Source organism: Reyranella sp. CPCC 100927 (genome assembly GCF_007859315.1).
Lineage (GTDB): Bacteria > Pseudomonadota > Alphaproteobacteria > Reyranellales > Reyranellaceae > Vineibacter.
Genome location: NZ_VOHA01000001.1, coordinates 621,194 through 638,450, shown reverse-complemented (window position 1 = coordinate 638,450; position 17,257 = coordinate 621,194). Strand labels below are relative to the sequence as shown.

17 protein-coding genes are annotated in these 17,257 nt (G+C 65.3%); 6 read left to right on the top strand and 11 right to left on the bottom strand.

From position 1 onward, the window contains the following. Positions 1-379: 379 nt before the first annotated feature. Positions 380-2,320, top strand: coding sequence for an acetate--CoA ligase (gene acs / locus FQU96_RS02825; protein ID WP_146539310.1), 1,941 nt, complete (start codon positions 380-382; stop codon positions 2,318-2,320). A gap of 124 nt (positions 2,321-2,444) precedes the next feature. After that, positions 2,445-3,428 (top strand): CPBP family intramembrane glutamic endopeptidase, encoded by a 984-nt coding sequence (locus FQU96_RS02820; RefSeq protein WP_146539309.1) that lies wholly within the window; start codon positions 2,445-2,447, stop codon positions 3,426-3,428. Positions 3,429-3,442: 14 nt separating this feature from the next. Here FQU96_RS02820 and FQU96_RS02815 read toward each other — a convergent pair whose 3' ends face one another. Further along, positions 3,443-3,844: an ester cyclase gene (locus FQU96_RS02815; protein WP_146539308.1), complete on the bottom strand. Its 402-nt coding sequence runs from the start codon at positions 3,842-3,844 to the stop codon at positions 3,443-3,445. A 28-nt stretch (positions 3,845-3,872) separates the two neighbouring features. After that, on the bottom strand, positions 3,873-5,330 hold the full coding sequence (locus tag FQU96_RS02810; RefSeq protein WP_178130274.1) for an MFS transporter: 1,458 nt from the start codon (positions 5,328-5,330) through the stop codon (positions 3,873-3,875). Between the two features lie 120 nt (positions 5,331-5,450). Here FQU96_RS02810 and FQU96_RS02805 point away from each other — a divergent pair, with 120 nt between their 5' ends. The 3 genes from FQU96_RS02805 to FQU96_RS02795 all read left to right on the top strand — a co-directional run bounded on the left by FQU96_RS02805 (position 5,451) and on the right by FQU96_RS02795 (position 7,674). Next, positions 5,451-6,308 carry a helix-turn-helix transcriptional regulator gene (locus FQU96_RS02805; RefSeq protein ID WP_146539306.1) on the top strand — a complete coding sequence of 286 codons (858 nt, stop codon included), beginning with the start codon at positions 5,451-5,453 and terminating at the stop codon, positions 6,306-6,308. 77 nt (positions 6,309-6,385) lie between these two features. After that, complete coding sequence (locus FQU96_RS02800) at positions 6,386-7,201, top strand: glutathione S-transferase family protein (protein WP_146539305.1); 816 nt, start codon at positions 6,386-6,388, stop codon at positions 7,199-7,201. 50 nt (positions 7,202-7,251) lie between these two features. Continuing rightward, the gene (locus tag FQU96_RS02795) at positions 7,252-7,674 is read left to right on the top strand and encodes an MmcQ/YjbR family DNA-binding protein (RefSeq protein ID WP_146539304.1); all 423 of its coding nucleotides are present in this window, start codon (positions 7,252-7,254) and stop codon (positions 7,672-7,674) included. A 5-nt stretch (positions 7,675-7,679) separates the two neighbouring features. Here the strand turns inward: FQU96_RS02795 and FQU96_RS02790 are convergent, their stop codons facing one another. The 3 genes from FQU96_RS02790 to FQU96_RS02780 form a co-directional block, all read right to left on the bottom strand. Further along, positions 7,680-7,904 carry a hypothetical protein gene (locus tag FQU96_RS02790; protein ID WP_146539303.1) on the bottom strand — a complete coding sequence of 75 codons (225 nt, stop codon included), beginning with the start codon at positions 7,902-7,904 and terminating at the stop codon, positions 7,680-7,682. A gap of 218 nt (positions 7,905-8,122) precedes the next feature. Beyond that, positions 8,123-9,310, bottom strand: a complete 1,188-nt coding sequence (locus tag FQU96_RS02785) for an MFS transporter (RefSeq protein ID WP_178130273.1) — start codon at positions 9,308-9,310, stop codon at positions 8,123-8,125. 170 nt (positions 9,311-9,480) lie between these two features. Beyond that, positions 9,481-10,542, bottom strand: a complete 1,062-nt coding sequence (locus FQU96_RS02780) for a TauD/TfdA family dioxygenase (protein ID WP_218574579.1) — start codon at positions 10,540-10,542, stop codon at positions 9,481-9,483. 211 nt (positions 10,543-10,753) lie between these two features. Between FQU96_RS02780 and FQU96_RS02775 the strand changes: the two genes are divergently transcribed. Next, positions 10,754-11,677 (top strand): sigma-70 family RNA polymerase sigma factor, encoded by a 924-nt coding sequence (locus FQU96_RS02775; RefSeq protein ID WP_146539301.1) that lies wholly within the window; start codon positions 10,754-10,756, stop codon positions 11,675-11,677. On the opposite strand, the gene FQU96_RS02770 is transcribed toward FQU96_RS02775, so the two are convergent. From FQU96_RS02770 to FQU96_RS02745, 6 genes are all read right to left on the bottom strand, one after another. Further along, entirely contained in the window at positions 11,662-12,369 is a 708-nt protein-coding gene (locus tag FQU96_RS02770; RefSeq protein ID WP_146539300.1) for an ABC transporter ATP-binding protein, read from the bottom strand. The two genes, FQU96_RS02775 and FQU96_RS02770, sit on opposite strands and share 16 nt — an antisense overlap. Then, positions 12,362-13,096, bottom strand: a complete 735-nt coding sequence (locus FQU96_RS02765) for an ABC transporter ATP-binding protein (protein ID WP_146539299.1) — start codon at positions 13,094-13,096, stop codon at positions 12,362-12,364. Before FQU96_RS02765 ends, FQU96_RS02770 begins: the two co-directional genes overlap by 8 nt. After that, the gene (locus FQU96_RS02760) at positions 13,093-14,013 is read right to left on the bottom strand and encodes a branched-chain amino acid ABC transporter permease (protein WP_255467804.1); all 921 of its coding nucleotides are present in this window, start codon (positions 14,011-14,013) and stop codon (positions 13,093-13,095) included. The genes FQU96_RS02765 and FQU96_RS02760 overlap by 4 nt, the downstream gene beginning before the upstream one ends. Then, positions 14,006-14,875, bottom strand: coding sequence for a branched-chain amino acid ABC transporter permease (locus tag FQU96_RS02755; RefSeq protein WP_178130272.1), 870 nt, complete (start codon positions 14,873-14,875; stop codon positions 14,006-14,008). Before FQU96_RS02755 ends, FQU96_RS02760 begins: the two co-directional genes overlap by 8 nt. Before the next feature lie 114 nt (positions 14,876-14,989). Beyond that, entirely contained in the window at positions 14,990-16,198 is a 1,209-nt protein-coding gene (locus FQU96_RS02750; protein ID WP_146539298.1) for an amino acid ABC transporter substrate-binding protein, read from the bottom strand. A 128-nt stretch (positions 16,199-16,326) separates the two neighbouring features. After that, positions 16,327-17,178 (bottom strand): IclR family transcriptional regulator C-terminal domain-containing protein, encoded by an 852-nt coding sequence (locus FQU96_RS02745; RefSeq protein WP_146539297.1) that lies wholly within the window; start codon positions 17,176-17,178, stop codon positions 16,327-16,329. Positions 17,179-17,257 lie beyond the last annotated feature (79 nt).

The window sequence follows — 17,257 nt, the reverse complement described above, 5'->3', positions numbered from 1 at the left end:
CAACCATCGCGACAGCCGTACAGAACCGGACAAACATCAGCATTCTCCGTTGTGCAGGTCGTGCATCAGAGAAAACGCACCGTGCACATCGAAGTTGCTGACGGTCGCCGGTGGTCGCGACGATCCTGCCGTCAAAGGCGCGGCTTTTCTGAATCTCAAGCGTACTCAGATCGTTGCGAGCCGGCGGCAGTGCCTTTCCCGGTCCGGCACCTCTGCTGCCATGCCGTGACAAATTGCGGACGATGACACGCACAGCCCGAGTGCGACATTTTCATGCTGCGGCGCAACACCGCTTGGCAGGCAGCGCATCGGCTGGCTACAACCAATATCAACAAGCAAATGCTTTGGGTGATTCGGTGCCGCCGAGGGAGGGAAGGGAATGAGCGAGCAAATCCTGCCCGTACTGCCGCAAGTAGCGGCCAAGGCCTACGTCGATGCTGCGAAGTACAAGCAGATGTACCAGGCCTCCATCGACGACCCCGTGACGTTCTGGGGCGAACACGGCAAGCGCATCGACTGGATCAAGCCCTATACCCACGTGAAAGATGTCGACTACACCGGCAAGGTCCACATCCGCTGGTTCCATGACGGCACGCTCAACGTCTCGGCCAACTGCATCGACCGGCATCTGGCCACGCGCGGCGATCAGACGGCGATCATCTGGGAAGGCGACGACCCGGCCGAGAGCAAGCACATCACCTATCGCGAGATGCACGGTGAGGTGAGTCGACTGGCCAACGCGTTGAAGGCGCATGGCGTCAAGAAGGGCGATCGCGTCACCATCTACCTGCCGATGATTCCCGAGGCGACGTACGCCATGCTGGCGTGCGCCCGCATCGGCGCCATCCACTCGGTGGTGTTCGGCGGCTTCTCCCCCGACTCGCTGGTGAACCGGATCGAGGATTGCGGCTCCACCGTGGTCATCACGGCCGACGAGGGCTTGCGCGGCGGCCGCAAGGTACCGCTGAAAGCCAACGCCGATGCGGCACTGAAGAAGTGCCCTGACGTCAAGACGGTGCTGGTGGTGCGCCGCACCGGCGGCAAGATCGACTGGGTCGAAGGCCGGGACGTCTGGTATCACGAGGCCTGTGCCAAGGTGGCGGCTGACTGTCCGCCCGAGCCGATGAACGCGGAAGATCCGCTGTTCATCCTGTACACGTCGGGCTCGACCGGCAAGCCGAAGGGCGTCCTGCACACGTCGGGCGGCTATCTGGTCTTCGCCTCGATGACGCACCAATATGTCTTCGACTATCACGATGGCGACATCTACTGGTGCACCGCCGACGTGGGCTGGGTCACCGGCCACTCCTACATCGTCTATGGACCGCTGGCGAACGGCGCCACGACGCTGATGTTCGAGGGCATTCCCAACTGGCCCGACAGCTCGCGCTTCTGGCAGGTCATCGATAAGCACAAGGTCAATACCTTCTATACGGCCCCCACCGCCATCCGCGCCCTGATGCGCGAGGGCGAGGCACCGGTGAAAAAAACCAGCCGCGCCAGCCTGCGCCTGCTGGGCTCGGTCGGCGAACCGATCAACCCCGAAGCCTGGCTGTGGTATCACAGGGTGGTCGGTGATTCGCGCTGCCCGATCGTCGACACGTGGTGGCAGACGGAGACCGGCGGCATCCTGATCACGCCGCTGCCCGGCGCCACGCCCCTGAAGCCCGGTTCGGCGACACTGCCGTTCTTCGGCATCAAGCCTGCCGTGGTCGATGCCAATGGCGTCGAGCAGCAGGGCGCCTGCACCGGCAACCTGGTGCTGACCGACAGCTGGCCCGGCCAGATGCGCACGGTCTACGGCGACCATCAGCGCTTCATCGATACATATTTCTCGACCTACAAGGGCTGCTACTTCACCGGCGACGGCTGCCGCCGTGACGAGGACGGCTACTACTGGATCACGGGTCGCGTCGACGACGTCATCAATGTTTCCGGCCACCGGATGGGCACGGCCGAAGTCGAGTCGGCGCTGGTGGCGCATCCCAAGGTCGCCGAGTCGGCGGTGGTCGGCTATCCGCACGACATCAAGGGCCAGGGCATCTACGCCTACGTCACCCTGAAGGCGGGCATCGAGCCGACCGAGGACCTGCGCAAGGAGCTGGTGGCCCATGTGCGCAAGGAGATCGGCCCGATCGCCGCGCCCGACCTGATCCAGTGGGCGCCCGGCCTGCCCAAGACGCGCTCGGGCAAGATCATGCGCCGCATCCTGCGCAAGATCGCCGAGAACGAGTACACCAACCTCGGCGACACCTCGACGCTCGCCGATCCTGCCGTGGTCGACGACCTGGTCGGCAACCGGATGAACCGCGGGGCGTAGGGAGGGGGCATTCCCTCCCGGCCAACAAGAATTTGGTCCGAAACGCGGGTGCAGAGTCGCGCGGTCGCTCACTTCGTGTATATGATCTCCCTCAGGGCAGGATGCGTCGACTGGGGGGAGATCAGTGCGCACCGACTTGTCGCGCGACAACAGCCTGGTGGCGGAGGTTCGCCGGGGCAGACGCATCACGCCAGGGTGGTTGGCCATCCCGTTGGGCGGCGGTGTGCTGGTGCTGGTGACCGCCGTATTGGCGCCACTGGCCGTACCGCCTCTGGGCAGTCTGCTCAAGGCGCTGTCCGAGCCGCTTTACACCACTTACTTTTCGACGATCATCACCATCCTGGCGTTCGCCTTTACCGCCCTGCTTTTGCTGTTGTGGGTGCGGCTGGCCGAGGGGCGGCCGTTTCATACCATCGGCTTTCACGCCCGCGGGGCACTGCTGGGCATTCCGCTCGGGCTGGGGCTGGCGCTGCTGTTCACCGGGCTGATCATGGGCATGCTCGGCATGTTCGGCATGATCACACCGCGGCCGCCCGGTACCGACCTGATCGGCATGGCGGCGATGCAGGGTATCGTCGTGGCGGCCGTGATGTTCGCCGTCCAGGCCTCGACCGAGGAAATGATCTATCGCGGCTGGATGCAGAACGTGCTGGCGGTGCGCCTGGGCCCACCGATCGCCATCGCCATTGTCACGATCGCCTTCACATGGGCCCATTCGCGCAACCCCGGCTTCGGCATCCTGCCGGGCATCAACCTGGTGCTGTTTGCCGTCTTCCTGTCGCTGCTGGCGCTGCGCACCGGCGGCCTGTGGGCCAGCTGTGCCTGGCATGCCGGCTGGAACTGGTCACTGTCCAATCTCTGGGGTGTGCCGCTGAGTGGCATCGAACCCGAGGGTGGTTCGGCGATGGCCTGGACCCTGACCGGCCCCACCATGATTACGGGCGGTGCCTGGGGCCCGGAAGGCGGATTGCTGGCCACGGCCGTGCTGGCGGGCGCCACGGTCTGGGTCGCGCTCTGGCGCGGCCTCGGTGCCAAACCCGTGGCGGTACCGCCCGTGCTGTCGCCGGAGGCCCGGCTGGCGGCCTATCGCGCGACGCATCGCCGCTAGAACCAGGCGGACGGCTAGGACATCAGCGCGCTCTGGAGCGCGAGCCGATCGACGACATCCCAATGCTCGACGATCCGTCCGCCAGCAACGCGGAACAGATCGGCCGTTTCGAATGCCACCCGCTTCCCGGTCGGCGCGAGGCCGCGGAACGTGCCGGTATGGGTGCCACGCCACAGGGTGAAAATCACGACCCTGTCGCCCTCGGCGAGCATGTGCAGCGTCTCGCCTCGGAAATCGGCGAACCCCGCGAGGAAAGTCTCGACGAGGTCCGTGAACCCATCAGCGCCCCGTGCCTGACTGCCGGCGTGGGTACGGAAGTCGGCGGCCAGAAGCTCGATCGCCTCTTCCGGCTTGCGCTCGTTGAACGCCAATTGCGATAGCCGTCCGACGAGCTGCTTGTTGTCATCCAGGGTCATGTTCGTGTCTCCCAGGGAAGGTAGATGCTCAAGCCTGACCGGCGGGCCGGGGCAGCAGCAGGGCCAGGACAAGCGTGATGAGGGCCGCCGCGACGGCACCGCCGGCACCGACCTGGAAAGCGGCGACGTGCGCTGCCTGCGCGCCGACCGACGATGCCTGCAGCGCACCGAAGTACAGCAGGTTGATCATCGCCACGCCGAAGGCACCGCCGACCTGCTGCATGGTGCTGGTCAACCCCGATGCCGATCCGGCCAGGTCTTCCGGCACGCCACTCATGATGGCGTTCAGCATCGGCGTCAGCACCAGCCCCTGGCCGGCGCCGACCACCATCAACGCCGGAATCACGTGCCATCCCGACGGCGTGTCGACGACCGACAGGGTGATGGCGGCGGCGGCAAAGCCCATGGCCGTCAGCAGCGCGCCGTTCGCCAGCACCGCGGTGCGGCCGAACCACGCGATGAGCCGGCTGACCGCAAGCGATGCGATCATGAAGATGATCGCGTGGGGCACCATGATGACACCGGTCTCGAACGCGGAGTGCGACAGACCGAGTTGGAACAGGAAGACCAGCAGGAAGGGAAACGCGACGATCGTCGCGTGAACGACGAGTGCCATCACGATTCCCACCGCGAAGGTGCGATTGGTCAGCAGCGCCGTATCAACCAGAGCCGTGCCGCTACTGCCGGCGGTCGACCGCGCCCGCTGATGCATCACGAACAGCGCCAGCACGGCAGCGGCGATGGCCAGCATGACAAACGTCCATGCCGGCCAGCCGGCAGCACGCCCATTGATCAGCGCATAGAGCAGCAGGCCTAGCCCCACCGCGCTGAGCCCAACGCCAAGGACATCAAACCGACGTGCGGTCGATGACCGCGACTCCGCCACCAGCTTCGTTGCCGCAACCATCGCGACCAAGCCTACCGGGACGTTGATCAGAAAGACCGATCGCCAAGCGAGGCCCCAGGGGTTGATGTCGACCAGCAGGCCACCCAGGAACTGTCCGACGATCGCCGACAGGCCCAGCGCAATGCCCAGGGCAGCGAAGGCTGTCGCTCGCTCCCACGGGTCCACGAACGTCACGCGGATCAGCGACATCACTTGCGGGTACATCACGGCGGCCGCAATCCCCTGCAGGATGCGCGTGCCGATCAGGATCTCAGGCGTCGGCGCCAGCGCGCACAGGCCGGAGGCCACGGTGAAGGCGCCCAGCCCCCAAACGAAAACACGCCGGCGGCCCTGGAGATCGCCGAGCCGACCGCCCGTGATCAGGACCATGGCGTAGGCGAGGCTGTAGTAGGCGACGACAGCCGTCAGTTCGGTGAAGCTGGCGCCGAGATCGTCGCGAACGCTGGGCAACGCGACGTTGACGATGATCGCGTTCATGACGGCGATGAACGCACCGGTCAGCAAGACCGCCAGTCCTGCCCATCGCCGATCGGCGGATCGGACACTGGCAGTGCCGACGCGAACATCCATGGCGTTCATGTCATCCCTTCCCACGCGTTCACCGCCGCGGTCGCGCGCCGGGATGATAGTGCAGCGGATATGGTATGATGGGACCAGAAGGGAAGTTATCCTGGTATCAGCACCACCCGGATCACCGACATGCCGGACATTCATCCATCCCTGCCCAGTCGACAGGAACTGGCGGCTTTCCTGCGCACCCGGCGGGCACGCCTGTCGCCGCTCGACGTCGGCATACCACCGACATCGCGACGTCGGACACCGGGCCTGCGGCGCGAGGAGGTGGCGCAGCTCGCCGGTATCGGCGTCACCTGGTACACGTGGCTGGAGCAAGGTCGCGCGATCTCGGTGTCATCGCATTTCCTCGAGAACGTCGCGCGCGCTTTGCGCCTGGATCCGGCGGAACGGGCTCATCTGTTTGCCCTGGCGCATCATCGTCCGCCGCCGGTGGTGCCCGTGCCCTCCTCTCGCGTGACACCGGCGCTGGAGCACACGCTGGAGACCATTCCCAACCCGGCTTACGTGAAGACCGCGCGCTGGGACGTGCTGGCGTGGAATACGGCCATGAGCACGGTGCTGGGTGACCTCGGCATGGTGCCGGCCGAGCGGCGCAACATGCTGTGGCTGGTGTTTTCCAGCCCCGACCATCGCCGCATGATGCCGGATTGGGCCGACGATGCGCGTGCCATGCTGGCCAAGTTCCGCCTCGAGTTCAGCCGGGCGGGCGATGATCCGGCTTTTGCGGCTCTGGTGCGCGAGCTCGATGACACCAGCCCCGAATTCCATCGCTGGTGGGCGCAGCATGACGTGATGGGCCGCGGCGAAGGTATCAAGCGCTTTCAGCATCCGACGCTGGGCGAGATCCGCTTCGAGCACACGTCCTTCATCGTCGAAGATGCGCCGGACCTGAGGCTGGTCATCTATACGCCGATCGCCGGCGACAGCACCGACAAGGTCAGACGGGCGCAGCGGATCGCCCACCGCCCGTTCAAACGGTGACGATGACGTCGGACGTAATTGCCCGCTGACCACGCGGCCGTTCAAATCCGTCATGGCGACTGACGGAGCACACCGCGGTGACATTGCGACTGCATCACAATCTGTTCTCGGCCTCGTCCCAGAAAGTGCGGCTGGCGCTGGCGGAGAAGCACATCGCCTGGGAGAGCGTCGAGGTCGACCTGCAGGCGGGCCAACAGCACACGCCGGCCTATCGTGCGCTCAACCCACGCGGCGTCGTGCCGACACTGGTGCACAATGATGCGATCCTGATCGAGAGCGCGGCGATCCTGGAGTACCTCGACGACGTCTTCCCCGAACCAGCCCTGCGCCCCGTCGATCCCGTAGCGCGCCAGCGTATGCGCGCCTGGATCCGGCGCCTGGACGACGTGCATCATCCGGCCAATGGCATGATGCACTACGCGGTGCTGGGCCGGCCGACGCTGCGCGCGCTGTCATCCGACCGGCTCTCGGCATTGCTGCAGGCCATGCCGAACCGGCGTGATCGGACACTACGCGCCGCGGCGGCGCACCTGGGTGTTGATGCGCCGGAATTCGCCGATGCCGTCCTGACCCAGGAAGAGATGCTGGATGCCATGAACGATGCGCTGACTGGATCGGCTTGTCTGGTTGGCGACACTGTCAGCCTGGCCGATCTGACGGCATTGCCCTATGTCGCGCGCCTGGAGCAGATGGGTCTGGCGGTCCTGATCGAGTCGGCGGGACGCCAGGCTCTCGCTGACTGGTACGGCCGCATGAAGAGACGCGCGTCCTGGCAAACCGCTATCGGCGTTCTGCCGGCACCCGTCGTTGAACGCTGGCAGGCGCTGGGCCGACAGGCATGGCCGCAGGTCGCCATGCATCTGCGTCGGCGGCCGTCGTCTCCCCCTGGTTGACTTTGCACGTTCGAACCGCAACCGTCAGCGGGACGATCGAGGGTCCCTCCATGACACGCGGCGGCGCCAAAGCGAAAGCCGGTAGCAGGACACGGACAACCTACAACGCAAAGCCGCCGGGTGAGGATCTGAGCCCGGCTTTTGCACGGGCGCATGCGGCAGCGAGCAGGCTACCGGACGTCGATGTCGCGTCATGGTTCGGCACACCCGCTTTGAAAGTCCATGGCAAGTCACTGATGCGGGTGAAAGACAGGGACACGCTGGTGTTGATGTGTCCCCTCGGGGAGAAGGCACTGCTGATGGAAACGGCGCCGGATATCTATTTCGAGACCGATCACTACAAGGGGTGGCCCGCTGTCCTCGTCCGGCTGTCGAAGATCGATGACGTGGAACTTGCGTTACGCCTGGAGCGTGCCTGGCGCCTGCAGGCGCCCAAGCGATTGGCACGCGCTTACGATACTGAGAAAGGATGAGCCGATCACGGCCACGTGCCCTCGACGATGACGAGCGCCTTGGCATAGACGTAGGTGCGGACCTCCTTGCCGCTGAGCTCGAAGTCGTCCTCCCCGAAACGGCTGAACCGGAACGTGTCGCCTTCCAGCTTTTGCATTTTCCAGTCCGCCTCGGTCACGGGATAGCGCGCCCCATCGACCCAGCGGCTGACGATCCCGTTAACCCGCACCTTCCACATAGCCTGACCCATAGCTCCGCTTCTTTGGAGTCGCTCACCACGCGCGCACGCCAACGACCGTTACGCCCCAGCTGCCGAGGGTACACACGCAACCAACAGACATCTAGCCGATCAACACGCCGACCAGCCCGATCATCCGACCACAATATATAGGATGAAACACGCTAACACGGACGTGATCACTGCACATCCAAGCAAAAAACTTTGAACAGCGCAAAAAAGCGCTGTGGTCACTCGGCGGCCACAGGCCTCGCCACGACGGGCGCCGGCCGCGGTCGGGTGATCACGGTGAACAATGACAACAGGATGAAACCGCAGACCAGTACGAAGATCAGCCGCGGCTCGCCGCGATCCATCAACCACCCGTAGAGCAGCGGCGATACCATGCCGCCGATATTGAAACCCGTCGACACGAAGCCGAACACCTTGCCGTAGGCGCCGGCAGGCGTCACGGCTCGTACCATCATGTCGCGCGACGGCTGGATGATGCCGTTGAGCAACCCGCCGATGGACATGACGGCGATGAGCAGGATGGAATTGAGGTCCACCCAGCCGATCAGGACGACCATGGTCGACGTCGCCGCAAAGCACAGCGCCGCCACGCGTTCGTGCCGCGATGTACGATCGGCAATGATGCCGCCGACCAGCACGCCCACCGCGCTCAGCAACAGGAAGCCGGAGAGGGCGAAGTTGGCGGCCGACGCCGGCGTGCCATGCAGGGAGCCCAACGCCACGACCGAGAAATTCTGCAACCCGCCATTGGCCATGGCCAGCAGCGCGAAGAACATCAGGTTGCGCAGAATGGGTGCTGAGAACAGCAGCCGCCATCCTTCCGGTCCAGCTGGCGCCGCTTCCTGTCGAGCCTTCGGCGCCGCCGGGCGCATCAACACGCTGCCCTGGGTGATCAGCAGCAGTGCCACCACGATACCCATCGCCGATGCCAGCAGGAAGGCGCTGCGCCAACCCCAGGTCGCGGCACACAGCAGGATGATCGGCGGCGCCACGCCGCTGCCGAGATAACCGGCGAAGGTGTGGATCGAGAACGCCTTGCCGATGCGCTTGCCGTCGATCGTCGCCGAGAGAATGGCGTAGTCGCAGGGATGGTACGCCGTGTTGGCCAGCCCCAGCACAGCAAACGCCAACACCAGCACCCAATAGCCCGGCACCAGGGCGGCCACGGCGATCGCGATGGCGCCCAGCAGCAATCCGCCGGTCAGGATCGTTCGCGGTCCGACCCGATCGACCAGGAATCCGGCCGGCGTCTGTAATGCTGCCGACACGACGTTGAACGCCGTCAGCGCCAGACCGATCGCGGTGTAGCTGACGCCGTATTCGTCCTTCACCAGCCCGAAGATCGGCGGCAGCAGAAGAATGTAAAAATGACTGACGAAATGGGCTGCGCTGATCAGACCGATCACGCGCCCATCACGCCGTCGCACCACATCGTTTTCGCCGGCCAAGGGTACCCTGCACAGGTCATTTTGCGCTGCAGCACAGTGGCCGGGAGCGGTGCGCGCGACAACCCTCCCGTGAGCACGCCAGCCCTGAGATTGCGGCAAGGGTTGTGCTTTTTGGCCGCGGGCGCGCCTTACACCGTGGCTTGGGCAATGCCGCCACGCCGGGCACCGGCATCGATGCTGCCCCACAGCACCTCGTGACCAGCCGGCAAGGCGCGGCTGTTGGGCATCGTCAGCCACAACCGCAGCAGCATCCGGTCATGGCCGGTCGACCTGTCGTCCTCGAAGGGCGTACGGCCGTGGTAGGTGATGTGGCTGTTGAGGAATTGAATGTCGCCCGGCGCGAGCGTCATCTCGAAGCTCAGTTCCTCGGCCAGCGCCATCAGCATGTCGATCGCCTCGCGCTGCACGGATGTCAGCTTCGGCACGCCGGGCACCAGTTCGGCCGCCTCGATATAGGTCAGTGAATAGTGGCTGGTGAAACGCCCGTCGCGCACGCCAAAGATCGGCAGCGGATAGACGGTTTCGGCCCTGTCCGACTCTTCGCCCAGGCGGCTGCGCCAGAAATCCTGGAACAGCACCTCCAGCAGGTCCGGCCGGCGCTCGAGGAAAGCGTTGTGTACCGCGGCCGAACTGCAGATCTTGCTGACGCCACCCGACTTGGCCTGCCGCACGCAGAGCAGCGCCACGACGTCGGTACGGTCGGTGTGGAAGCGCAGGCGACCGTTGCTCAGGGTGCGGGCGTAGGACGACAGGAACGGCTTGCCGTCACCCTTGCCCTCGATCTGGCCATAGCGCTGGCCGACTTCGGCGCCCTCGTCCCGGATGGCGCGCATGAGTTCGCCGCTGCGGTTCTGGAAGACCGGCGCACCCACATGCGATCCGATCCCGAAATAGATCTGCCGCAGTGCCGTTTCGTCATAGTCAGCAACCGGCACACCGCGCAGCTTGACCATGCCGCTGCCGTTCTCGAGTTCCTCGGCGACATCTTCGAGCAGGGCTTCAAGCGAGGGCAGCGGGAAGTCCTCGCGCCGGATCTGATGCCAGGCAAGGCCACGGCGGTTCACATCGTTGAGGGCCGCATCAATCTCCGCTCGCGCGCTATCCGGCAGGGTGCGAATCCAGCGCCCTGATGATGCCATCTCGGCACCGAGCCAAACACCAGGGCCGGTCAATGCTGCACGGCGGGTCATGACGTATCGCCTCGTTTCCAGGATAATCCCGGCGTAGTGGTACCACCGGCCGCGACCGGCTGCCATGGTCCCCTCGGCATGCCGCCTTGAAGGATTTGCAGACCCGCGGCAACCGGCGCTCGCCGCAAAAGAGTTCAAGGCAGACGAATCCTTTGGGCCGGCCCAACCGTCTAGAGTCGGTTGAGCAGAATGCTGTCTAAAGGAGAGTCTGATGAGCGCATCCATCGCCGGCGAGGCTGATGCCCGCGCTGTGTTCGACCGCCTTCTGGGCGAGTTGCGGCCAAAACTGCACCGCTACTGCGCCCGCATGGCTGGCTCCGTCATCGATGGCGAAGATGTCCTGCAGGACGCCTTGATGAAAGCAGTCAAGGCCTTCCCGCATGCCGGCCCCCTCGCCTCGACCGAAGGCTGGCTGTTTCGCATCGCCCACAACGCAGCCCTGGACCACCTGCGCCGACGCACCCGACAGGACGCCATCCATACCGACGCAGATCCCGATCTGATCGTCGATTCCGACGCCGTGACCGACGCGCGCCAAAGCGCGGCCGCCAGCCTGCGGACATTCATGCGCCTGTCGGTCGCACAGCGCAGCAGTGTCATCCTCATGGATGTGCTCGGCTACTCACTGCAGGAGATGTCGGACATCATGGATGCCACGATTCCCGCCGTGAAAGCCGCCCTGCATCGCGGCCGCACGCGCCTGCGCGCACTGGCGCAGGAGCCTGACGATCGCCCCATCCCTGCCCTTGCAGCGCCGGAACAGGTACTGCTGGCCGCCTACATCGAGCGCTTCAACGCCCGCGACTTCGATGCCATCCGCGACCTGTTGGCCGACGAGGTGCGGCTCGATCTCGTCAGCCGCACCCAAGCGACCGGCCGACGCGACGTGGCGACATACGTCGGCCACTATAGCCGGCTGCGGGATTGGCATTACGCCCTGGGCCGCGTTGAGGATCGTCTGGCCGTGCTGGTCTGCGACCCCGCCGACCTGACACGGGTTTTGTATTTCGTCCTATTGCAATGGTCCGACGGGCGGCTCGCGGCCATCCGCGATTTTCGCTACGCGCGCTACGCGACGATCGACGCGGACATGACCGTACTGGCGAAGCCCGGCGGGCTTCACAGTCCCAGGTAGGACCGCCGCAGGCTGTTGTCGTTGCGGATGTCGTCGGGTGTGCCGGATCGCACGATCCGGCCGTTCTCCAGCACGTAAACCCAGTCGGCCAGGCGCAGGCTGAGATGGGCAGCCTGCTCGACCAGCAGGATCGACTGACCGTCGCTGGCCAGCTGGCGCAGCGTGGCGAACAGCTCCTTGCCCAAACGCGGACTCAACCCCAGCGACGGCTCATCCAGCAGCAGCAGGCGCGGCGACGACATCAGGGCGCGTGCGATCGCCACCATCTGCTGTTCGCCGCCGCTCATCGTGCGCGTGAGCTGGTGACGGCGCTCACCCAGACGCTGAAAGAGTGCCAGCATCCGCTCCAGTCGCGGGCCCTCGCCTTCGCGCGCACGCTGCGCGTAGGCGCCCAGCCGCAGGTTGTCGAGCACGCTCATCTCGCCAAACAGACGGCGTCCTTCGGGCACCAGCGCCACGCCACGTTCGACGATGCGATGCGCCGGCGCCTGCTGGATCGATGCGCCGTCAATGGCGATGCGCGCGCCCGGCCGGGCCGGTACCAGACCGGCGATGGCATTGAGCAGCGTCGTCTTGCCGGCACCGTTGGCGCCCAGGATCACCACGGTGCGGCCGGTCTCGACGCGCAGCGCGACGTCGCGCAGCGCTTCGTGCTTGCCGTAGGCGACGCTGAGGTTCTCGACCTCAAGCATCGTCGTCCCCGAGATAGACGCGTGCGACCTCGGGATCGGCCAGCACGGCGTCGGGTGCGCCAGCCGCGATCAGGGCGCCGGCGCTCATCACCACGACATGGTCGCACAGCGCCCGGATCGCCTCCATGACGTGCTCGATCATGATGATCGTCACGCCCTCGTCCCGCACCTGCCGGATCAGCGCGATACCGATCTGAAGCTCCGTAGGGTTGAGACCGGCCAGCCATTCGTCGAGCAGCAACAGCCGCGGCCGGGTCGCCAGCGCCCGCGCCAGTTCGACCCGTTTCTGGTCGATATAGGTGAGCTGCGCGCCGGTCTGATCGGCGCGGTCGGCGAGACCGACCCGGTCCAGCAGCACATCGACATCGCGGCGCGCCCGCTCCAGCGGTGCCGGGTCAGCGCCGAACAGGCGGCCGATCAGGACGTTCTCGCGCGTGGTCATGCCCGGCAGGATGCGAACCAGCTGGAAGGTTCGCGCGATCTGCGACCGGCAAATGCGGAACGCCGGCAGGCCGGCCATCTCCTGGTCGGCGAGCCGGACCGAGCCGCCATCGGCGGCAATCTCGCCGGTGATCAGGTTGAGCACCGTCGTCTTGCCTGACCCATTGGGACCGATCAGTCCGACGATGGCACCCGCAGCAACATCGAGGTCGAATCCGCGCACGGCTTGCAAACCGCCGAACGACTTGCGCAGGCCGCGGACGGCCAGCAACGGTGCGTCACTCATGCCCGCAACCGCGCGCGCCAGCGATCCATCAGGCCCATCACGCCGCCAGGCAGGTAGTAGACGATGACCACGAAGCACAGGCCTACCGCGATGCTGAAATAGTGCGGGAACGTGCCGGATAACAGCTCGAACAGCAGCACCAGGGGTATCGCGCCCATGGCCGGGCCCCAGAGCCGGCCGATCCCGCCCAGCAATGCCATGATCAGGACCTGGAACGACACCAGCGAGTTGAAGCCGATGTTGGGATCGACGTAGGTGTAGCGCAGTGACAGAATGGCGCCCACCAGCGACATCACGGCCGAGGTCGCAGCGAAAATCAGCACCTTCACGCGTGTGGTGTCGATGCCGGCATGGCGCGCCACCATCTCGTCCTCGCCGATGACCCGCAGCGCGTAGCCGAGCGGCGTGCGCGATAACCACCAGACGCCCGCCAGCACGACCACCGCCGTCGCCAGCAGCAGTTCATAGATCAGGGCGCCGCTGGCGTTGACGAAGATGTAGCGCGCCAGGGTTTTGGTCTGGTTGATCTCGAACCAGATCACCACCTGTTTGATCAGTTCGGCGAGGCCGAACGTGAAGATCACGAAGTAGACACCACTCAGCCGCAGGGTCGCCAGTCCCACACCCAGGGCCACCACGAAGCCGACGACAGGCGCGATCACAAGCACCATCGGCAGCGGCAGGTGATCGCTCAGCAGCGCCACGGTATAGGTGCCAATGCCTACGAACGCGGCCGTGGCGAGCGAAATGTAGCGCGTGCGGCCGGAGAAGAAGGCCCAGGCGGTGGCCAGAGAGATGTAGGCCAGCATGCTGACCAGCAGCGATACCGTGTAGGCCGATACCATCAGCGGCACGGCGGCGAGGAAAGCAACCGCGGCGGCCGCGATGCTGCAACGGAACCAGGTGTTCTCAACCACGGCTGAACAACCCCTGCGGCCGTACCAGGAGGACCAGAAGGAACAATGCGAAATTGATCGCCAATGTCAGGCCGGGATCGACCAGGTAAGCGCCCAGCGCCTCGGCAACGCCCAGCAGCAGGCCCGCCATCAGACAGCCCAACATGCGGCCGACGCCGCCCATGATCACCACGATCAGCGCTTTCAGCGTGTAGACGATGCCGATCGAGGCGTTGAACGACAGGAACATGCTGACCAGGGTGCCGGCCACCGCCATGATCGCGCCGCCGGTGGCGAAGGCGAGCGCCGACAGGCGCGGCACGTCGATGGCAACCAGCTGCGCTGCAACGGGATCGATCGCAATCGCGCGCATCGCACCGCCCAGGCGCGTCGATCGCAGCAGCCAGTACAGGGCCAACGCCAACGCCACGGCAGCAGCGAACGCCAGCACCCGGTTGAGCGCGACGGTGGCACCCAACACGTTCAGCGGCACCGCGAGATAGGTGTAGCCGCGATATTCGCCGCCCCACTGCACCAGCGCCACTCCCTGGAACACGAACAGCAGGCCGAAGGTCACCAGGATGGTGTCGGCCTCCAGCACGTCCTGGTTCGCGGCGCGGCGCACCAGCGGTGTCAGCAGATAGCGATAGATCAGCCAGTTGCCGACGAACGCCACCGGCACGCTGAACAGCATGCTGGCCAGCGGATCGATGCGCCATAGGGTGAAGAACCAGAACGCGGTGAAGGCACCGCCCATCAATGCCTCGCCATAGGCGAGATTCATCATGCGCGCGATGCCGTACTGCAGGTTCAGCCCGAGCGCGATCAGGCCGTACATGCCGCCGACCAGGATACCGCTCAGAACGGCTTCGAACAGAACCACGGCGCGATGCCTCTATCCACACGAGTCATCCCGAGCGCAGCGAGGGATCTCCCGTGGGTGACGCACCGCACGCCATTCGCAGAAGATCCCTCGCTACGCTCGGGATGACAGAAATCACCACTTGGGCTTGGGGAACAGCAGCGGCTTGGCGCCACGCTTGTCAGCGGGATAGACGCCGACAACCTCCTCGCCTTGCCACTGGCCGACCGCCCACGCCGTCTGATGGACCTGGTCGGTGAACTTGTAGATGTCGGCGACGGTTTCGAAGGTGCCCGCCGCGATGGCGTCGCGGATCTTCTTGCGGTCGATCTCGCCGGCCTGCTCGATGGCCTTCTGCAGCACCTGCAGGGTGCCGTAGGTACCGATCGAGCCGATCTCCACACCGCGGTTGAACATCGCCTTGTGGCGCTCGATGTATTCCTTCTGCCCCGGCGCCGTGACGTCGATGGCGCCGTACAGCAGCACGCCGTTCTTCTTGGCGCCGAACTTCGCGGCGTAGGCCGGGAACGGCGTGCCGACGCCGGTGTAGAAGATCGGTGGGCTGAAACCCAGGACCTGCGCCTGTTCCGTCACCATGAAGGTGTCGGTCGGATAGCTGAAGCAGAAGAACGCGTCGGGGTCGAGCGCCATCACCTCACGGATCTGCGGCTGCAGATCAGAAACGCCCAGCGGATAGCTCTTGTTGTAGATGATCTCGACATTGGCCTTCTTGCAGGCCTCGACCATGGCGGTCGCCATCTCGACACCGAGCTGGTCGGCGACATGCATGATGGCGATGCGGCCCTTGATCTTGCCGTCCTTCTTCAGCTGGGCGCACATCGCCGCCAGCGGCGCGGTGCCGTTGTCGGGCTGCACCAGGGCCCAGAACGAGTAGGGCCAGCGTGGACCGAGCTGGCGCACGCGCATCGCCGACGTCGTGTAGTGAATCACCGGATATTCGTATTTGTTGAACACCGGCGCCGTCGCCAGATTGGTCGCCGTTCCCCACGGCGCCAGCACCAGATCGACCTTGTCGTTGAGGATCAGACGCTCGACCAGGCGGATCGCTTCCTCGACCTGGCTGCGGTCGTCATAGTCGATCAGCTCGACCGGAACCTTGCGATCGTGCTTCTTGAGATAGATGCCGCCCGCGTCGTTGACGTCCTTGGCCCACAGCTTGTACTGCGACCACGTCGTCGACTGCGCGCCCGGAGCGTACGGCCCCGACAGCGCTACCGCGTAGCCGATGCGGATCGATTTCGGCGCCTGCGCGCGCGCGACCGACGGCAGGCTGCTGGCGGCAAACAGAGACACCCCACCCTTGAGAACAGTTCGCCTGTTCATTGTCTCCTCCCGAACGTGGCTTTTTATTTTGTCGAACAATTGTTCGCATTGCGCACGCTACAAAAAGCGTAGCTGGAGAGACGACCTCCTGTCAATGAAGGTTTGACGCCCAACGATCGAGCGTCAGCTCACCGCGCCATCGGCCGGCCGGGCAAGTTGCGGATTGCCATCTCGATGTTGCGGGCCGCTTCGCGCAGGTCGGGCAGCATCTTGCCCACCGCCTCGCGCCGGCGCAGCCGGCTGCTGGGCGCACTGAGATTGAGCGATGCCACTGTCGCACCCGAGGTGTCGCGGATTGGCACCGCGATGCAGTTCACGCCGTAGTCGAGCTCTTCGTCCGTGAAGGCATAACCGTCGCGCCGCGCCTGCTCGATGATCTTGCGCACGCCGGCTGGCGTACACACGGTGTGCTTGGTCAGCGGCCGCATCTGCGCCGTCGCGAAATAGGCATCGAGTTCGTCGGACGGCAGGCCGCCCAGCAGGATGCGGCCCGGCGACGTGCAGTACGCCGGCAAGCGGCCACCGGCCGGCACCAGCATGACGCCATGCCGGGTGGCCGGCACGCGCACGGCATAGGCAATGTCATGGCCGTCGAGCACCGAGATCGAACAGGTCTCGCCGTGGATCTCGGCCAGCTCCCGCAGATGCGTCAGCGCCACCTCAGACCATCCCATCGACGACAGGTAGGCGTAGCCGAGCCGCAGCGCGCGCGGCCGCAAGGTGAAGAGCTTGCCATCGGTTGCCGCGTAACCCAGATCGCACAGAGTCAGCAGAAGGCGCCGCGCCGTGGCGCGCGTGATGCCGGCACGCTTGGCAACGTCGCTCAAGGTCAGCGCGCGCGCATCGTGGAATACCTCGATCGCCGCCAGGCCACGCGCCAACGCCTGCACGAAGTAGCGTCCGCTGTCCTGACGGCGCGCGCCGGAACGGCGTTTGATCGGCGTCGTGCGCGGCCGTTCGAGTTCAAGGACGACTGACATCGGCTCTCTCCTCACCGCCGCATGGCTGTTGTTGACTCAATCTTGCACCGCAGAGCATAGTGAATGAAAGCGTACAAAC

Bases quoted from the DNA above. Each gene is read 5' to 3' on its own strand.
- acs (WP_146539310.1), top strand. From the start codon at position 380: ATGAGCGAGCAAATCCTGCCCGTACTGCCGCAAGTAGCGGCCAAGGCC.
- FQU96_RS02815 (WP_146539308.1), bottom strand. From the start codon at position 3,844: ATGACCCTGGATGACAACAAGCAGCTCGTCGGACGGCTATCGCAATTG.
- FQU96_RS02810 (WP_178130274.1), bottom strand. From the start codon at position 5,330: ATGAACGCCATGGATGTTCGCGTCGGCACTGCCAGTGTCCGATCCGCC.
- FQU96_RS02805 (WP_146539306.1), top strand. From the start codon at position 5,451: ATGCCGGACATTCATCCATCCCTGCCCAGTCGACAGGAACTGGCGGCT.
- FQU96_RS02795 (WP_146539304.1), top strand. From the start codon at position 7,252: ATGACACGCGGCGGCGCCAAAGCGAAAGCCGGTAGCAGGACACGGACA.
- FQU96_RS02790 (WP_146539303.1), bottom strand. From the start codon at position 7,904: ATGGGTCAGGCTATGTGGAAGGTGCGGGTTAACGGGATCGTCAGCCGC.
- FQU96_RS02780 (WP_218574579.1), bottom strand. From the start codon at position 10,542: ATGACCCGCCGTGCAGCATTGACCGGCCCTGGTGTTTGGCTCGGTGCC.
- FQU96_RS02775 (WP_146539301.1), top strand. From the start codon at position 10,754: ATGAGCGCATCCATCGCCGGCGAGGCTGATGCCCGCGCTGTGTTCGAC.
- FQU96_RS02770 (WP_146539300.1), bottom strand. From the start codon at position 12,369: ATGCTTGAGGTCGAGAACCTCAGCGTCGCCTACGGCAAGCACGAAGCG.
- FQU96_RS02765 (WP_146539299.1), bottom strand. From the start codon at position 13,096: ATGAGTGACGCACCGTTGCTGGCCGTCCGCGGCCTGCGCAAGTCGTTC.
- FQU96_RS02750 (WP_146539298.1), bottom strand. From the start codon at position 16,198: ATGAACAGGCGAACTGTTCTCAAGGGTGGGGTGTCTCTGTTTGCCGCC.
- FQU96_RS02745 (WP_146539297.1), bottom strand. From the start codon at position 17,178: ATGTCAGTCGTCCTTGAACTCGAACGGCCGCGCACGACGCCGATCAAA.